This is a genomic window from Argonema antarcticum A004/B2, from assembly GCF_023333585.1.
In the GTDB taxonomy this organism is placed as follows: domain Bacteria; phylum Cyanobacteriota; class Cyanobacteriia; order Cyanobacteriales; family Aerosakkonemataceae; genus Argonema; species Argonema antarcticum.
On record NZ_JAIQZN010000131.1, the window covers coordinates 1 to 16,961 of the forward strand.

Annotated in this window: 18 protein-coding genes; 9 read left to right on the forward strand and 9 right to left on the reverse strand. The window is 42.8% G+C overall.

Translation table 11 applies throughout. From position 1 onward, the window contains the following. Positions 1–152: 152 nt before the first annotated feature. Entirely contained in the window at positions 153–497 is a 345-nt protein-coding gene (locus LAY57_RS32065; RefSeq protein WP_249071245.1) for a DUF4342 domain-containing protein, read from the reverse strand. A gap of 107 nt (positions 498–604) precedes the next feature. Then, a complete protein-coding gene (locus LAY57_RS32070) occupies positions 605–1,399 on the reverse strand; it encodes a class I SAM-dependent methyltransferase (protein ID WP_249071246.1) in 795 nt (264 codons plus the stop codon). Between the two features lie 104 nt (positions 1,400–1,503). Between LAY57_RS32070 and LAY57_RS32075 the strand changes: the two genes are divergently transcribed. After that, entirely contained in the window at positions 1,504–2,400 is an 897-nt protein-coding gene (locus LAY57_RS32075) for a LysR family transcriptional regulator (protein WP_249071247.1), read from the forward strand. A gap of 31 nt (positions 2,401–2,431) precedes the next feature. Beyond that, on the forward strand, positions 2,432–2,893 hold the full coding sequence (locus LAY57_RS32080) for a cupin domain-containing protein (RefSeq protein ID WP_249071248.1): 462 nt from the start codon (positions 2,432–2,434) through the stop codon (positions 2,891–2,893). 122 nt (positions 2,894–3,015) lie between these two features. On the opposite strand, the gene LAY57_RS32085 is transcribed toward LAY57_RS32080, so the two are convergent. Together LAY57_RS32085 and LAY57_RS32090 are read right to left on the reverse strand one after the other, a co-directional pair. Beyond that, entirely contained in the window at positions 3,016–4,173 is a 1,158-nt protein-coding gene (locus tag LAY57_RS32085) for a class I SAM-dependent methyltransferase (protein ID WP_249071249.1), read from the reverse strand. 308 nt (positions 4,174–4,481) lie between these two features. Next, positions 4,482–5,906 (reverse strand): ATP-dependent DNA helicase, encoded by a 1,425-nt coding sequence (locus LAY57_RS32090; protein WP_249071250.1) that lies wholly within the window; start codon positions 5,904–5,906, stop codon positions 4,482–4,484. A gap of 262 nt (positions 5,907–6,168) precedes the next feature. Here LAY57_RS32090 and LAY57_RS32095 point away from each other — a divergent pair, with 262 nt between their 5' ends. The 3 genes from LAY57_RS32095 to ppsA all read left to right on the forward strand — a co-directional run bounded on the left by LAY57_RS32095 (position 6,169) and on the right by ppsA (position 10,226). Continuing rightward, a complete protein-coding gene (locus LAY57_RS32095) occupies positions 6,169–6,594 on the forward strand; it encodes a GNAT family N-acetyltransferase (protein ID WP_249071251.1) in 426 nt (141 codons plus the stop codon). 59 nt (positions 6,595–6,653) lie between these two features. Continuing rightward, positions 6,654–7,544 carry an alpha/beta fold hydrolase gene (locus tag LAY57_RS32100; RefSeq protein ID WP_249071252.1) on the forward strand — a complete coding sequence of 297 codons (891 nt, stop codon included), beginning with the start codon at positions 6,654–6,656 and terminating at the stop codon, positions 7,542–7,544. Positions 7,545–7,616: 72 nt separating this feature from the next. Continuing rightward, positions 7,617–10,226 (forward strand): phosphoenolpyruvate synthase, encoded by a 2,610-nt coding sequence (gene ppsA, locus LAY57_RS32105; protein ID WP_249071253.1) that lies wholly within the window; start codon positions 7,617–7,619, stop codon positions 10,224–10,226. 114 nt (positions 10,227–10,340) lie between these two features. On the opposite strand, the gene LAY57_RS32110 is transcribed toward ppsA, so the two are convergent. The 4 genes from LAY57_RS32110 to LAY57_RS32115 form a co-directional block, all read right to left on the reverse strand. After that, positions 10,341–11,348 (reverse strand): glycosyltransferase, encoded by a 1,008-nt coding sequence (locus tag LAY57_RS32110; RefSeq protein WP_249071254.1) that lies wholly within the window; start codon positions 11,346–11,348, stop codon positions 10,341–10,343. Further along, positions 11,345–11,653: a glycosyltransferase gene (locus LAY57_RS36730; RefSeq protein WP_420839170.1), complete on the reverse strand. Its 309-nt coding sequence runs from the start codon at positions 11,651–11,653 to the stop codon at positions 11,345–11,347. The genes LAY57_RS32110 and LAY57_RS36730 overlap by 4 nt, the downstream gene beginning before the upstream one ends. A 542-nt stretch (positions 11,654–12,195) precedes the next feature. Further along, positions 12,196–12,324, reverse strand: coding sequence for a hypothetical protein (locus LAY57_RS36045; RefSeq protein WP_275994434.1), 129 nt, complete (start codon positions 12,322–12,324; stop codon positions 12,196–12,198). A 221-nt stretch (positions 12,325–12,545) separates the two neighbouring features. Continuing rightward, the gene (locus LAY57_RS32115; protein WP_249071255.1) at positions 12,546–13,751 is read right to left on the reverse strand and encodes an ISL3 family transposase; all 1,206 of its coding nucleotides are present in this window, start codon (positions 13,749–13,751) and stop codon (positions 12,546–12,548) included. Between the two features lie 92 nt (positions 13,752–13,843). Between LAY57_RS32115 and LAY57_RS32120 the strand changes: the two genes are divergently transcribed. The 3 genes from LAY57_RS32120 to LAY57_RS32130 all read left to right on the forward strand — a co-directional run bounded on the left by LAY57_RS32120 (position 13,844) and on the right by LAY57_RS32130 (position 15,186). Continuing rightward, entirely contained in the window at positions 13,844–13,996 is a 153-nt protein-coding gene (locus LAY57_RS32120) for a DnaJ domain-containing protein (RefSeq protein ID WP_249071256.1), read from the forward strand. A gap of 2 nt (positions 13,997–13,998) precedes the next feature. After that, complete coding sequence (locus LAY57_RS32125) at positions 13,999–14,154, forward strand: hypothetical protein (protein ID WP_249071257.1); 156 nt, start codon at positions 13,999–14,001, stop codon at positions 14,152–14,154. A 216-nt stretch (positions 14,155–14,370) separates the two neighbouring features. Further along, complete coding sequence (locus tag LAY57_RS32130; protein WP_249071258.1) at positions 14,371–15,186, forward strand: hypothetical protein; 816 nt, start codon at positions 14,371–14,373, stop codon at positions 15,184–15,186. Positions 15,187–15,838: 652 nt separating this feature from the next. Here LAY57_RS32130 and LAY57_RS32135 read toward each other — a convergent pair. Next, positions 15,839–16,072, reverse strand: a complete 234-nt coding sequence (locus tag LAY57_RS32135; RefSeq protein ID WP_249071259.1) for a hypothetical protein — start codon at positions 16,070–16,072, stop codon at positions 15,839–15,841. A 229-nt stretch (positions 16,073–16,301) separates the two neighbouring features. On the opposite strand from LAY57_RS32135, the gene LAY57_RS32140 reads away from it, so the two are divergent. Next, the gene (locus LAY57_RS32140) at positions 16,302–16,532 is read left to right on the forward strand and encodes an EF-hand domain-containing protein (protein ID WP_249071260.1); all 231 of its coding nucleotides are present in this window, start codon (positions 16,302–16,304) and stop codon (positions 16,530–16,532) included. Positions 16,533–16,961 lie beyond the last annotated feature (429 nt).

Sequence of the window (16,961 nt, forward strand, 5' to 3'; positions counted from 1 at the left end):
CCTTATTATCAGCGAGGTCGAAGAGCCGAAAAGCTTATTCAGTCTACTTTTGAGCTATAGTTGTCGCCCCTTCAGGTAATTAACTACAACAAAAAGACGCTGATTGATTTCTAACTTAAGCTAGTTGATTTGGCTATGTAATTGCCAAATTATCAAGCAGATTCTTCTTGACGCTCGATAACTAAAGTAAGCTTAGCTCCAAAAACAGCAACGGCTGCTAAAATCGTTGCGACTGGAAATAAAAGCGTAGCACCTGTTAAACCTACAGCAGCGGGAATCAAAGGAACTGTAACCAGCGTATTTCCTTGTTTTCCCTTCACTACAAATTGGCGTATCTTTCCTTGATGAATGACTTTATTGAAGAACCCACGTACATTATCGGGGTTAATTTTGAATTCTTCTACTCGTTCTTTTCCAGTAGTTTCCGATTTTACGTCAGTGCTATCAACAACCACGGTAATTACTCTATCTTCAATTTGTTCAACTTGTGCGTTCATTTTTTGCCCAAACGGTGATATTCAAACCGTCCCAAACCTTGATGATTAAATTCTGCCAATTCCTAGCTGCGAGTTACAACGAACAAACCACACTCTTCAGGTAGTATTTACCCTATAAAGCCAACTGCTTCACACCAAGCTTGTGCAAATATTCCATCCGGGTGATGACTCCACTCTCGCAAACCCTCAGCCATCTGCGTTAGCGTCAATTTAGAAGTCCATCCCTTTTCTGGCGCACCTTCAATCTTTTCTGACGCCTCAATCCTCAACGCCAAGTATTCTGCTGCTTGACTTAAGGGCTCATAACACTGATAAGATGCAGAAAATTCGCTCTTGCTAAAACCCGCTTTCTTGAGCAAAGCTTTCAATTCCCTGCCAACATAAGGATTTCCGCCATTCTGCTGCTGGATAAATTGGTAAAATGCGATCGCTTCTTTCAATTGTGGCGTCTCAGGCGCAATCAAAAATCCACCCCAGTCGGGACTGCGAATACCCACCTTACCCCCTGGTTTTAAAACCCTCTTTATTTCCGATAAAGCTTTCAGGGGTTCTGCTAAATGCTCGAACAAAGCATGAGAAAATACAGCATCAAAAGAATTATCTGGAAACGGCAGATTGTAAATACTTCCTTCGATGAAATCAGCATTGCTAATATCCTGCTTCTTAGCGTTTTCGATCGCTATGTTAATTTGCGATATCTCCCGGTCAATTCCCGTCACCGTACCCGGAAAAATAATTCGTGCCAACCCTAAACTAATCGTACCAGGACCACAACCGCAATCGAGCAATTTCATTCCCGGATATAAGTGAGGGATAAAAAATGCTCCATGACTTTCAACCGTGCGCTGCGCCATAAAATCTGTTGCATTGGTCGAATATCCAGGCGTGTAATTTTCTCGCATCAATCTAATTTGTCCATTATTTACTTACCAGCATCATAAGTAGACTTTTTTTAGTTGTCCAATATATATTTGTGAGGAATTGACACTTTTAACATATCAAATCAATGGAACTGCGACACTTGCGCTATTTCATTGCGGTAGCTGAGGAACTGCACTTCAGCAAAGCCGCCGAACGACTCCACATCGCTCAACCGCCTTTAAGTCAGCAAATTCAGCAATTAGAAGCGGAACTCGGTGTAGAACTGTTTCAACGCAAAACTAAGCGACAGGTGCAGCTAACAGACGCCGGAAGGGTATTTTTGCAGGAAGCTTATCAGCTATTAACTCAATTGGAACAGGCGATACAAGTGACTCGGCGGGTGGGACGGGGGGAGGTGGGACAATTGCGGGTGGGATTTATCAGTTCTGTGACTTATGACGTACTACCTGCTATCCTGCGTCAGTTTCGAGAAGAATTTCCAGATGTCGAATTGGTATTGCTTGAGCTAACTACGATAGAACAAGAGCAGGCGTTAAGAGAGAATCGCATAGAAGTGGGATTTGTCCATCCGCCTTTGGAAAATGATACTTTAAGCTGCGAGTGCATTCAGCAACAGCCTTTGATTGTGGCATTACCTGAAACTCATCCGTTAGCTGTACAAGAACGGGTCAAGGTAAGTCAGTTAGCGGAGGAATTTTTTATTTTGTTCCCACGCCAAAAGGGATTAGGATTGTACGATCGCATTCTAACTCTCTGCGAGCAAGCAAATTTTACTCCCAAAGTAGGACAACAAGCGATTCAAATGCAGACGATTATTGGGTTAGTATCTGCCGGGATGGGGATTGCCATTGTCCCATCTTGCTTGCAAAATCTTCAAAGGTCTGGGGTAGTTTATCGTAGCTTTGAGGAAGAAACACCCTTAGTAGAAGCGGCGGTAGCGTGGCGACAAGGAGAAGAAACACCCATCGTGCGGCAATTTTTGCAAGTGGTGAGACAAGTTTGTACTGAAAGCTTTTCGTAAAATTTAATTAATTTAACCCAGACAAACTCCTATGACTTTACCGATTAAAGAAATTGTACTAGCTCCCGGTGAAGGTAATCATTTGATTATTGGTAACAGCGAAATAACATTTAAAGTAGTTGGTGCGGATACTCACGGTCATTTAGGTTTGTTTGAAAATCTCATCCAGCCTGGTGGGACTACACCGGAACTGCATATTCATCGCCAGATGGAAGAAATGTTTTATGTTCTAGAAGGAGAAGTTGAAATTCAAGTAGGAGAACGTATAGTGCAGGGTCAAACTGGTGCGTTTGTGCTTGTACCTCGTAATACACCTCACACATTTTCTAATCGGGGAACCAAACCTGCTAAATTGCTAATTATGTTTTGTCCGGCTGGTGAAAGAGAAAAGTATTTTGAAGGTTTAGCTGAATTGTTAAAAGAAGGGAATAAGCCTTCTAGAGAAGCAATTATTGACTTGATGCGTCGATTTGACCAAGAGCCAGTAACTTAGCTTAAATATGTTATTACTTTGCTGTCTTTCTTGTTTGGTTGGGTAGATTTGTACCTACCCAACAACTTGTGCGACTTAAGTTTGACTTTCTCCCATTTACTTGGAGTCTGTTACCATAGCGCTCAAGTAAAATCCTCCAAGTTAAACAAAGTCATTTGTTTAGCTGACGTTGTATTCTTTTTCGGTTTGCGTTTACCCTGCACCATTTCTTGAATCACTGTTTCCGTCTGCATCGGTAGTTCAACTATCTCAACACTTTTGCACTCTACCTGTTCGCTTTTTTCCTCTTGTTCTGCATTTTCAACATTTTCAAACCATTCCTCGTACCAATAAACCGCATTCATCGATTTAGGCTTTTCGGCTAATAAGGTATTACCAAGCCACAGGTCAGTTTGACCCAACCACCAAATCGGAATTGCCAACCAAGGCGCGTACAGAAAAAACTGAAACAAAGCGCATTTCAACAATATCGGGTCGATATCCTGACCGATACCACACAAACAATAATTAGATTGTGTCAACATTAAAGTACCTGTACCGCAAGCAGGTTCATTAAAGCTAGAAGTTCGGTCTGTTTTGTCAGCACTAATTAATTTGGACATGAAGCTACCAACAACTAGAGGTGTTGGATAAAATCCTGCATTCCTCTGCGCCTTTTTCCCACAAATATCGGGGAGTATTCTACCCAAATAATCTTCAGGATATAGTAAAAGAGCAGACAAATCGAACATCTGATAAAGACGCATCGATGCTCCCTCACAACCGGCTGGTTCTTTTGGTAAAGCTTTGTAAGCTGGATGACCGAAACCAAACAAAACCCAATTCAAGAAATATTCTAAATATTCCCATGTACTCCAAGTTCGCCATTCCCCATGTTTTGGAATGCAATTAAGAGTATTGTTCAGCATATTTTCTGCTACACTCGAATACTCCCAATCAATTTGAGGAATAGCTTCCTTTGGTAGCGTTTCTTGAATGACAAACTCCGGCAATGGTTCGGGGTTTCTACCTTCTAAGAGAGCTAACATTGGCTCCATTTTCCACCGATTCCATGCGTGTCCCGGAATTAATTGACATCTCCCCCAGTAATCCCATCTTCCCCAAAGGCAACGGTCTACTTGCCCCAGGATTGGCATCATCCAGCCATGTACTAAATTTCGATTGAAGTGAGGAATTAAATCTTTCCTGGTTTTAATCTGGTAGGGCTGTTTTTGAAAGTGTTGTCGAAATTCGATGCGAGCTTTCGTGTCAATTATCGGGATTTCAACTACTGTTTCCACGGGTTATACCTTGAAAAGTTATGCCACCCGTTAACCGCGATCGCGGTTAGTGTAAAAAATATGACTGGGAATCTCCCTTACAGTGAATTGATGGCTTATAGCGCATCGCGCTGGTATAGTTACAGATTAGAATAGAGTATACTGAGCTAGACAGAGAGCCAATTCAGTATTTGTAAATACGCCAGCGCGAACTGCTATACTAACCCAAATTTAAGTCCAGTCATATTTCAATTTTCAATGATTTTCCCCAATAAGCCACTGTTAAATATTCGTTGTTTCGCTCGACCTTTTATCGAGCCTAATCAGTATTATCGAACAACGAAAACTCGACTTCTAGCGCGGCTCGCCCCTACGTAATAAAGCTGATTGGCAGCACGAACGCTGTCCCTGTACTCCTTGACAAACTTAGACTTTTGAGCCGGAAAAAGCCGAGCAAAATACAGGGATTTTGTCGCTACCTTTTTACAGATATCCTTGCTATCAATGGCCACTTCTGTAAAAGTAGATCCCTGTGAATTATGCACCGTAATCGCCCAACAATTACGCATATCTGCAAAGATTTCACAGTGATTATACCATGCCTTCCACAAACTAGGATTAACCTTCGCATTCCGTAGCAACCTGGTATTATCCTGCTTGAATCTGCGAACACTATCTTCGTGGAGTATGTAAATTTGACGGATATATCCCTCCTCAGTTTTTACCTTAACATTCCAAGCTTTATACCCGGAATATCTATCTTCTCCAAATTCGACCACTTCCACTTCTGTTGAAGTCGATAGGGTAATAGTTTTCCCATCCGGTGCAACCACTGGAGCTTTAGTAATCAACCTTTCCCCGATAACGAATCTAGGAGCGTTCTCTCCGTATACTTTAGCTCTGATTTTGCTATTCCAGTAAGCAACCCGTTCGTTAGTGTAGCAGAGAATGCGGAAACAATCTGGGTCTCGAACGAACTTGGAAGAGAACTTTTTTAAAGCATATTTTAACAACGTTTGTTCTCTAACTATGAATGCTCCGTTCTTCTTATCTGTGCTGAACTTTGAAAATGGCTCGAATACCTTTTTACTTTTGACAGCCGTTCGACAAGCAGTTACAAATTCCAACAACGGACTACCCGTTCCTTGCCTGACTACCTCTGTTAAAATAGCCTTGTCAGCTACGTTGAAAGATTGCGATCTTTTCTCGTTTATCTCTTCATTTACGGGCGGTAATTGAGCGGGGTCACCCATTACAATTAGTTGTCGCTTGCTGCCTATAATTAAAGTACCAGTAATTCTATCCTGGATAATGCTCCACAGTTCCTCTGTCACCATGCTGCATTCATCTAGAAAGATGGTATCGTACATATAGAGCAGCGAAGGAGAAACTTGTTTAAGGATTTTCTTTTGTCCTTGTTTCACTGGGGCTAATCCTAATAGCTGATGAATGGTCATAAAGTCCACTCCTCTCACTTCCTTTTCGGTCGCCATCCGTTGCAATACTCCCACCGCTTTATTAGTTGGAGCCGTAAATACAACTCTTTTTCCAGCACTGACTAACTGTTCTGCAACTAAGTTAACGATGGTCGATTTTCCCGTTCCTGCATATCCAAATAATCCGAACATCCGTTTGGAACTATTTAGGAATTCAGCAATTTTTTGGAGTGCTTGGTCTTGCTGAGAAGTCAGTTGAAAATTCGGTCTGACAATTGTTTGAATCATCTGAGTTAAGTTAATTTCGCTAGATTTCAAACACCTATCAGCGTTAGCTGTTTTTTTATTAAATTAACTTCACTAATTTCGGCCTAATTTATGCTTATAACAAATTAGTTAATATTCTCAATAATAACTTAACTATTTAATTTTGATGCAATAATTCCATGTAAACAATTTACTGATGAATTAAATCGAATTAAAATTGATTCACAAACAATTATGCTATAATTTAACTAACCATCAGCAATAGGATGATATAAATACTTTTCCCTGAAGTCCTTTACTTAACAGATTATATATGGTTCAAATCGCGTTAGTCAAATCAGAAGTCGAAATTGCACGTTGCTTCCCAATTATGCAACAACTGCGCCCTCATTTAATTGAAACTGATTTTACTACTCGTGTCAGACGACAAGAACAACAAGGCTATTATTTAATATATTTGGAAGATGAGGATACCGTTAGAGCAGTTGCGGGTTTTAGACTCTCTGAAAGTTTGTCTTGGGGAAAGTTTTTATACGTAGATGATTTAATTGTTGCTGACGAACATCGTTCTCAAGGTTACGGTCAAGCACTATTGCAATGGCTGATTAACTATGCCAAATCCCATGATTGTCAACAATTACATCTTGATTCCGGCGTTCAGCGCTTTGCTGCTCATCGTTTTTACTTTCAACAAAGGTTAGAAATTAGAGCTTATCATTTTGCTATCGATATCAATTAGCAGCGATATGAACCAAGAAAAAAGAGATAAATCCTATTTGAATATTCTAAATAATGAAAATGGATAGCATAAAAGCGATCGTAACACCGCCCTCTAGACAGGCAACCATCCAACTGCACGATGGTCGCAAACTAGCATGGTCGGAATGGGGTTCTGTTGAGGACATACCGGTTTTGTTCTGCACTGGGGCTGGAATGAGCGGTTGGCTTGGTTTTGGGGCTAACGAGCTTCCAAGTCTTGGCCTCAAATTGATTGCTATTGACCGACCTGGCTTGGGTTTGTCTGACCCTCACCCTAATAAAACCTTGTCTTCTTGGGTGGATGATATGCGAGACTTTATTCAGTCCCAGGATCTCCACGATGTTCTCGCCGTTGGTTTTTCCCAAGGGGCACCGTTTGCTTTTGCTTTAGCAGCGCAGAGTCTGGTAAAAGCTCTCGCAATTGTGTCAGGACAAGATGAACTTACTCATCCACGCCTGTTACCTCTTTTACATCCCGATGTAAAAGGTATGATTCTTGCTATTCAAGAAGATCCTGTAGGGTTTGAGCAACACTTTTCACAGATAGCTACAGCCGATGGTTTGTGGCAATTAATTATCGGGATGAGTTCAGAAGCCGATCGGCTATTGTATGAAAGTGACACATTTAGCCAAGCTTATAGGAGAGCATTGCAGGAAGGTTTCTCCCAAGGCGCACGAGGATACGCACGGGATCTCGTCAACGCGCTTAGTTCTTGGCCGATGAAGTTAGAAGAAATCAACATTCCCGTAGATCTTTGGTATGGTGGTTTGGATACCAGTACGGTTCATTCTCCCGATTTTGGTGCAACCTTAGCTCTTCGGCTACCTTCTTCTGAGCGTACTTTCGATTCAGAAGAAGGCGGATCGATTTTGTGGACTAAATCTTGGGATATTCTGTCAAAACTTAAATCTCATTTATCGAATTCCTGACCTACTAATGTGTAAAGGAGAATATCTCATTCAGTCTCTAGACGACAGCTAGCGCGAGATCGAGGTAAATATATGAGTTCCTTTGTGCTTGGTTTTCAGGACATTGACCGAACAAAAATCGCGATCGTTGGGGGTAAAGGCGCGAATCTGGGAGAACTTACCAAGATTGAAGGAATACTCGTACCAGATGGCTTCTGTATTTCGACTGAAGCCTTTAGAAGAATCATTGACGAAACACCGTCGATTAACGAATTAGTCGCTCGATTATCGCTCTTAAAGGTGAATGACCGGGATAAAATCAGTGAACTGAGCGGTGAGATTCGCTCTTTCATCGAAGGGATAGCCATTCCTGAAGATATTAATCAAGAAATCGCCCACTTTCTCTCCAGGCTTGGAGAAAAAAATGCCTATGCAGTACGATCAAGCGCAACTGCCGAAGATTTACCAACAGCCTCCTTTGCAGGTCAGCAAGATACCTATTTGAACATTATCGGAAAGGAAGCAATCTGTCAGCATATCAGCAAGTGCTGGGCATCGCTATTTATTGAAAGAGCAGTAATTTACCGCCTCCAAAACGGCTTCGACCACCGTCAAGTCTACCTGTCTGTAGTTGTTCAGAAGATCGTTTTCCCACAGGCGGCAGGAATTTTGTTTACTGCCGATCCCGTCACTTCTAATCGGAAGGTGTTATCCATTGATGCCAGCTTCGGACTTGGTGATGCTATGGTCAGAGGTATTGTGAATGCTGATAACTATAAAGTGCGTAACGGCAAGATTATCGATCAGAAAATATCCACCAAGAAGCTGGCTATTTATGCCTTAAAAGATGGCGGTACAAAAGAACAAGAGATTGAGCCCCAACAGCAGAATAGGCAAGCGCTGACGGATGAGCAGATTTTACAGCTTGAGCGCATCGGTAGAAAGATCGAAGCACATTTCAGCTACCCCCAAGACATCGAATGGTGTTTAGTTGATGACACATTTTATATTGTCCAGAGTCGGCCAATTACTACTTTGTTCCCGATTCCTGAAATGAACGATCGGGAAAATCACGTCTTTGTTTCTGTCGGTCACAACCAAATGATGACCGATGTCATGAAACCATTGGGATTGTCTTTTTTCCTGTTAATGACCCATGCACCCATGCACACTGCTGGTGGAAGGTTATTTGTTGATGTTACAGCAACGCTGGCTTCACCTGTCGGCAGAGAAACTATATTAAACGTCACATTGGGAAAATCCGATCCGCTCATGAAAGACGCACTTACAACCATCATAGAGCGGGGAAATTTTATCAAATTGTTACCCGACGATCCTAGTCCCAACCAAAGCAGTAAAGGTCGATCGCCTGCGGATTTTCAAACCTTAAACGACTACGATCCGGCGATTGTTGCTGATTTGATTCAACAGAGTCAAACCTCGATCGAAGCGTTAAAACAGACCATCCAAACGAAATCAGGATCGGATCTGTTTGATTTTATCCGGGAAGATATCCAGCAATTAAAGAAGACTCACTCTAATTCACAGAGTTTTGGTGTGTTTATGACTGCTATGAATGCTTCATCATGGCTCAATGAAAAAATTAACGAGTGGTTAGGTGAAAAAAACGTAGCAGACACGCTTTCTCAATCTGTACCAAACAATATTACTTCGTCTATGGGTCTGGCACTATTGGATGTCGCAGATGCAATCCGTCCTTACCCGGAAGTGATTGAGTATTTGCAACAGGTAAAAGAGGATAACTTTCTAGATGAATTAGTGAAGCTTGAGGGTGGACAGGAAGCCCAGAACGCGATCGCTACTTTTCTCAACAAATACGGAATGCGATGTGTCGGAGAAATTGATATTACGAGAACTCGTTGGAGCGAAAAACCAACAACGCTTGTCCCCATGATTCTCGGTAATATCAAAAACTTTGAGCCTGGTGAAAGCGAGCGCTTTTTTGAGCAAGGGCGACAGGAGGCTTTGAAAAAAGAACAAGAGTTATTAGAGCGATTGAAGCAATTACCGGATGGCGAACAAAAAGCCGAAGAAACAAAACGAATGATTAGCCTAGTTCGGAATTTCATCGGTTATCGCGAATATCCAAAATACGGCATTGTTAGTCGCTACTTTGTTTATAAGCAGCCTTTACTGAAAGAAGCCGAACAACTCGTACAAGCGAAGGTTATTCATGAAAAAGAAGATATTTACTATCTCACTTTTGCAGAATTTCGCGAAGTCGTCAGCACAAATAAACTTGATTACCAGATCGTCAGGAAACGAAAAGACGAGTACAAATTTTATGAAAAACTAACTCCCCCACGTGTTATCACGTCTGATGGTGAGATCGTTACAGGTAAGTACAAACGAGAAAATCTGCCAGCCGAAGCGATTGTAGGTCTACCTGTTTCCTCCGGAGTGATAGAGGGACGCGCACGGGTTATTTTAAACATGGAAGATGCCGATCTTGAAGATGGAGATATATTAGTCACCTCCTTTACTGACCCTAGCTGGACACCATTGTTTGTATCCATTAAAGGTCTAGTCACCGAAGTTGGGGGACTGATGACTCATGGAGCAGTTATCGCACGTGAATATGGCTTACCAGCAGTTGTCGGAGTGGATAATGCTACCAAACTGATCGAAGATGGGCAGCGAATTCGCGTGCATGGAACAGAAGGTTATGTAGAAATTTTATAGTGGGGAAGATGATGTAATCCCATCCACAAATAGAAGCGATCGCTTCTGGTGAGAGAACCCTTGAACCTGTGGTAATTTTTGCCTCAAATCATCTAAATTTGGGCAATTTCCTCATTAGAATCGCTCTTGGAGTGCGTTTTCTTTGTCGGCAGTTATCAAGCGCTGGGCAGCGATCTGTACGCCATCGCTATGTACGGCGGTAGCGATGGATCGGGCACGGGTAGCCACGTCGGGTTGAAGTGCGTTCAACAGAGCGCTCGTCAGCGAGTCATTGGTCGGTGTGCCTGGTGCGTGTGCGGTTCCGATGCCGAGGAGGTGGATGCGACCAGCCCAGTAGTGCTGGTCGTACATCTGCGGGATGATGACTTGAGGCGTGCCAGCTCGCGCGGAGGCAGTGGTGGTGCCTCCGCCGCCGTGGTGGACGACGGCGGCGACTCGTTTGAACAGCGCCTGCTGGTTGACCTCGCCTTGAGCGAGGCAGTCCGGCTCGTTGTCTACGACAGACAAGTCAGCCCAACCACGCGACACGATCGCACGCCGTCCGATCGCACGGGCTGATTCAATCGCCACCCGGCTAAGGTCTTCCGGCGCGCGGATGCTGCCGAAGCCGAAGTAAACGGGTGGTTCCCCAGCGTCGAGAAACGCTTCCAGTTCGGGGGAGAGTGGACGCTGATCCGGCAGTATCCAGGCACCAGTTTGGAATACGGCTTGGTCTGCGGGGTCAGGCCAGGGGGCTAGCGTCGGGTCGGCAGCGAGCCAAGGCCGATCGGTCAAGATGTGGCGAAGTACGTCGGTAACTGGCGCGAGGCCGAGTGATGCCCGATGCGTGTTGAGCAGGACACCCCACATATCGTTCCAGCGTCGTGCATCCTCGACCCAGAGTACGCGGTAATCGGCCATTGCAGGTGCCGACGTATCTCCCAGCATGGCCAGTACGGGCGGCGCGTGGTGCGGCGATGGCAGAACGGTCGGGCAGTAGGCGGCGAAGACATACGGGATGCCCATCCGCTCTGCTATTGAGGGCGCGGCGATCTGGAGGGCCGTTGCTCCCACGATGATGTCGCAGCCTTTAGCTGCCGCCGCGATCGTCTCGAATTGTATCGCCACAGTGCCTTCTATCATCTGACGCCGCACAGAAGGTGTGGGTGGGGCTGCTGATGGGTTGGCTTTCCCGGTCGATCGCAGTTCGGGTCCTCTTGCGTGACGGGCATCCCCAGGCTCTCGATCCAGTCCCGGAAGTCGGGGGGTACGCACAGGTGAACTTTTTGGCCGAGGTTCTTCAACGCTAACGCCAGCGCCACCAGCGGCTGAACGTCGCCCCGCGACCCAATTGTTGACAATAGAACGCGCATTGTAATCCCCCTTGGTAAATGTCGATCGATTGGTGCATCAAGAACGCGAGCCCGTATGTGGGTTCTCTGCGTCATTCGTATGCGGTCGGCTCACGACCACGAATGGTGGGCTGGCATCGGGATTTTGCCGCAAGTCGCTCGAAGAGCAGGTCGAAATCATCCCGAAACGAGTTCTAAGGCTGGATAACTATTAACTCAAGTTACTATTTATAATATTTAAGTTGGTAATAGTAGTAAGTACTAAAAAGTTAAAGATTATTCCGGAATATTTTATATTTTTATGGCGATTTGTTATTATATATATCCACCAAAAAAATTGTTAATAATAAAATCTATTCGCTCAAAGCAGATAGGTTTTATGGTTTTGGTAAATAAGTGAGTTATATAAGTTCGATATTGATTTATATTGCTCTCATTATGCCATACATAAAGATGAGTTTGCTACCTCAAGAGGCCGATCTTTCTGTTCCTCAAAAGGTAGAGATTAGATAGCATTTACGATCGGCTCTCTTTAGTTGATTAATATAACAGATGTCATTCTACAAGCTGTGCGCGATCGCTTCTTTGGCTTGCAGGAGAGTTAAACCAAATGGTGCCTCAAACGCAATAATACATCATTAACTATCCTCGCTTCCATCGGATATAAGAGGCGATGCTTTCTGCTGTTCCCGTCGCCGCCTCATCCACTCCCGTTTGTAAGCTTTTCTCGCCTCAGATGATTCGTGTTTGGCTCTTGCCTTGGCCAAAGCCTCTCGGCATGAAAAATCCAATAAGCAATAAACAGATTTATCGGAACTACTTACAATTAATTCGACCAGAAGCGCCGCAGGCGTGGTTCGACTTCATGCTCAAACTTGAATTTGGAAGCCCCAAAAAGAAATATCAGACTCAGAGTGGACGAACTTACACTCCGCCCCCCCTGGATAATAAGTACCGTCCTTGGTATGAAATTTTGGTTCTTTCGTACTTAGTGTGCTAAATTAGGAGGAAAATGCCAGAGAAGTAAAGCTCGGAGTTCAAAATTATGAAAATTTTTAAAGCCAAAGCCGCAACGTTTTAACAATTTTAATCTGTTATTAATACCTTCCACTATCCCATTAGTTGTTCTTCTTTCAAAATAACCCACTACCTCCGGGAACCAACGCTTAATCGTGGCAACACTATTTCGGTAATATGGTTCAGCTTTCTTTAGCCAATCAATCAATCTTAATGTTCCTTCCCCTAAAGTCTTACTCTCCTCAAATAAAAGATGGAATTCCTCTTTCAAGTCGTGCATAATTGCTACTGTCGGTGAAGCTTGTTTAACTTGTTCTAACTTTTCTTTCTGCTTTTTAGATAAGTTTTTTTCATTCTTCAATAATGTATATTTACTTCCTTTTAAGCTACTAAATACTTTAGCCCTTTCTTTAGCTGAGAGGGATTCTGCCGTTTTCTTTTGGTCAATTCTAGCAGTATTTAACTCTTCATTCACTATTTTTGTTAGATGAAACCTGTCCACTGTTACTTGTGCATTCTGACATATTTTTTGGACTAATGATTTATAATTGCCAGTCATATCCATACTTACTTCTTCTATCTGTGATAGTACTTTTTCCCCCCATTCTTGCATCACTTTTTCTATTTGTGATTGGGTTCGAGATGGCACTAATCCCAGTAGCTTATGGGTTTCTAAGTCTACTAAAACTACGATAAATTTTCCTTGTCCTTTGACCAAACTAATTTCATCTATCCCTAATATCTTTAAATCCTCTACATTAATGGGTATTACTTTTTTGGCTAACGATATTACCATTGACCATACTTCTTCAGAGGTTAATCCATTATTTTTGGCTACATTGCTGACGTCACTATGAATAACTTGCTCCGTCACAGCTTGGGCGTATCTATAAGTAAAACTTTTTTTATTTCCTACAAAGTCCAAAGTCTCACTAAAAGGTTTTTGGCAATTTTCACATTTAAATCGTCGCCGATTTACCTTGAGAATAACTTCTCTATCCCCCATCGGCAAATCTCTTACCAAATGAGTTTTATTTTGATGAAGACGATGACTTATCCGACTACATCGGGGGCAAGCCGCTGTTTTTTTCTCTACTCTTACAGATAATATTAATGTTTCTTTTGTTTCTTTAGTGTCTTCTACTATCACACCAGGTAAGTTTAGTAATTTGGTCATTATTCTTTTTCTAATCATCCTAACTTCCCTATATTTCCCGCCTTACTTTAATACTTTAGCACACTAAGTACGGAAGAGCCGAAATTTTGGGCGTGGCAGAGCTGGCATCTTGGGATGAAATCAAATCTGCATATCGGGATTTAGCTAAGAGATATCATCCCAATGTATGCGGCGAGGAAACTGCATCAGAAATAATGAAGTTAATTAACCATGCTTTCGATGTCGCCAAAAAAGCACGGGGGTAAATATGGATACAGAACAGATGCGCGAAGCTTTAGCATCTCCTGAAACCGACTTATATTTTTCCGTTCGGTCACACTTTCCCCAGGAATTAATTGAGGCAGAAGTAGCTAGGCTCGATCCTGAATACCAGAAACGGTTTAAGGAAAAAGAAAGCCTCTGAGCGCTGCGCGATGATAAGAGAAAGAAAATTAGGCTCGACTTGAATAGCGATGGGAATCCAGAATGGTTTATTGTCGTAGGCCCCGGAAAATTGATTATAATCAATCCAGAAGCCCGATTATAATCAATGGGGTTGACATGGGCTGTGATGTTTTAGTTCGAGTAGAAAGTTATCCCGAAGCAGTTCCGTAGTTTCATAGCGCAAATAATTAAAAAAATGACACATCCAAATTCCCAAGAAGCTATTTATGCGCGACTCCAGTACACCTACACTCTCTTTAAAAATATTAGGCACAAATTTAATGGTGCTGCTATTGAACGAGGAGGGTACGAACGAACAGGCGTTACTTCTATGTACGTTCGTAAATTTGGTGTAAAAGCTTATGCGTTTTTAGGTGATGCTAAAAAATGTACTGTAGAGTCTTCATTTACCGAAGAACAAGAGCAGTATATCAATGAAACTCTCAGCTCGTTAACAGCCTTTATTGTCGGCCAAAAGGCTAAGTGTTCGTTGGCAGAGCGAGTTATTTACTATTACGTTCATAGTACTGCACCTTACTTCATTCTAGCTATATTGAAAAGTACGGAAGAAATGCTAAATGAATACCTGCAAGCCAAACCGGAAGATTCTGCAATTTTAGATGCTATTTTTCGCGTGGCAGGCGGTGAAGGATTCCGTGACTTAATGCGAATTTATAGCCCGCGTCTTATTGATGCAGTTTTAGCCAATAAAAAAGTGTCCCAGCCTAACACTTTAGCTTTTGTGGATATTCACGATCGCTATTGTAAAGATGACTCAGGAAAAACCATTTTAGCTAAGTATGAAGTGTGGTGTCCCGGACGCACGCTAGCGAGGGCATATCTCAATCAATGTCAGATAGCCGCACAGGAGTTAGTTGATAAACATGGCGTTTCTTTTGCACCAAGTATAATAGAAGAATTTCAGGTATTTCCTTATGAGCTTAGTATTTACATGAAACAATTCGTGCAGAATATCGTTTCTCCCTTGCTTCAAAGATATGGTATTGTCTGAATTGAATCAATAGTTTTTACTAGAAAATCCATCTTAAGCTGAAAAAATAATTCTTGATCGAATAGGTACGTTGCAGATTTATTTTTGATAGTCTCAAAAGTCAATTTGAATGAGTTCGACTTATTTATTTTCGGATAGAACTGCGGTCGAGGCTAATAGGAGTGCGTATTCTTGACGTGAAGAATGGAGCTATTGCAGTGGCGTTTTTAGATTAAATGGGGCTATTGCCCCATCTTAAACTGTTATCCTTAAGGCGATTTTTTGGCCAAATTACAAGATATTCACCAACAAAAACCTCAGCGTTGGAGCTGGGGAGGAGCTTGAGGAAATTTTGTTAGAGTTCGAGACAATCGCCACTTAAAAAGTGTGCTTACATCACCACGGATAACTGCTCCACAATCTTGATTCGTCCCTTACAAGCAGCACGCAGCAGTCGGTCGATCGCATTCTACGACAAAGTACTACCTACTGAGGTATTCGTTCGCTCGATACGCTTAATCCAGCTTTTTAAACCGCTCACGCACCTCAATTAATCCTTTTAATCTGTGTCTTGCTTGCCGTCTCACCCATAAAGACCTTATAGAACTGCGCGATCCCTTGAACGAGTTAGCGATACCCCGTCAAGCAACGAAGAAGGACGATTTTTCATCAATCACTTCCTTGTCGTTGGCATCATAGATAGAAAATCGGACCTTCGCCGTCCCGATCGAAAATCCCAAGGCGCTACCGGGTTGGGTTGGCTCCAAAAAGCCAATCTGTTTTGTCTAGCTCCGGCTTCTGCCTGTTGGTACTGACCACGACTGGCATTGCACCCGCTGAAGTATTGGGGATAATCGCATAACTCTCCCGAACCATCTATAAGTTTACAGATTGGCCACAACACCATCAGGCGGCAAAATCCAAAATCCTAAAGTCACGCTGCGGGACATCAAGGCGATTGTGGCGGCTATGGGGGATTAATTTTTAGAAACCCATTCTCGCGAAGAGACATACTAAATTTCATTCTTGAGATATATTTTGGTTTTAATTGTATTAATACCCGTTTCTATGTCCAAGGATATAAGTTTATTTAATTAAAATATCTTAAACTAGAATATTAATTCAAATAAAAACTTATGGCAACTGAGCAAGAACTTCAATCTCTTTTTGATATCTTAGATCTCGATCGAGACGGCAAAGTGTCCATTCATGAGCTTTTTTTGAGCCCTGGTTTAAGTGCAATCGTCTCGGCTGAAACAGGTATCAGTAGTCCCCAGCAATTGCTAGCTATGTATGGAGATGGAAACGGTAGTATCAGCTTTGAAGAGTTAAAGGAAGTAGTTAAGGAAGCAAATAATTTAACCTAGCAGTCAAAAACCCAATACCAAATCCCCAAAATCCCTTAAAGCGCTCGCGCTTTGAGGGATTTGCATTGCTGCAAGGGTTCCGAGTCAAAATTTTAAGTGCGTAACAGCTTATTCTAGCGGCACAATACATAGTTATGCTGCCAGCCCATCGCCGTGCCAAAGCTGTCTCGTCATTCAATCTGCTAGGGAGTCTCCTAAGCCTTCTGAATCACACAGGCCCAGTTCACACTCGAAATCACCGAAAAAGTCAGTACTGCTTCCAGAGCATCGCCACCCGGCTATAATTTTTTCTCTGACGTTCTTAACCGAATAGCGTTTTCGGCAATGTTTTTGCCGTTATGAGCGGTTCACAGGCGGCAATCGCAACCCCCGATCGATGAAAAAAACTCTGGCTCCCCCACTACTAAAGCGAGGCTAGAAGAAGGATAT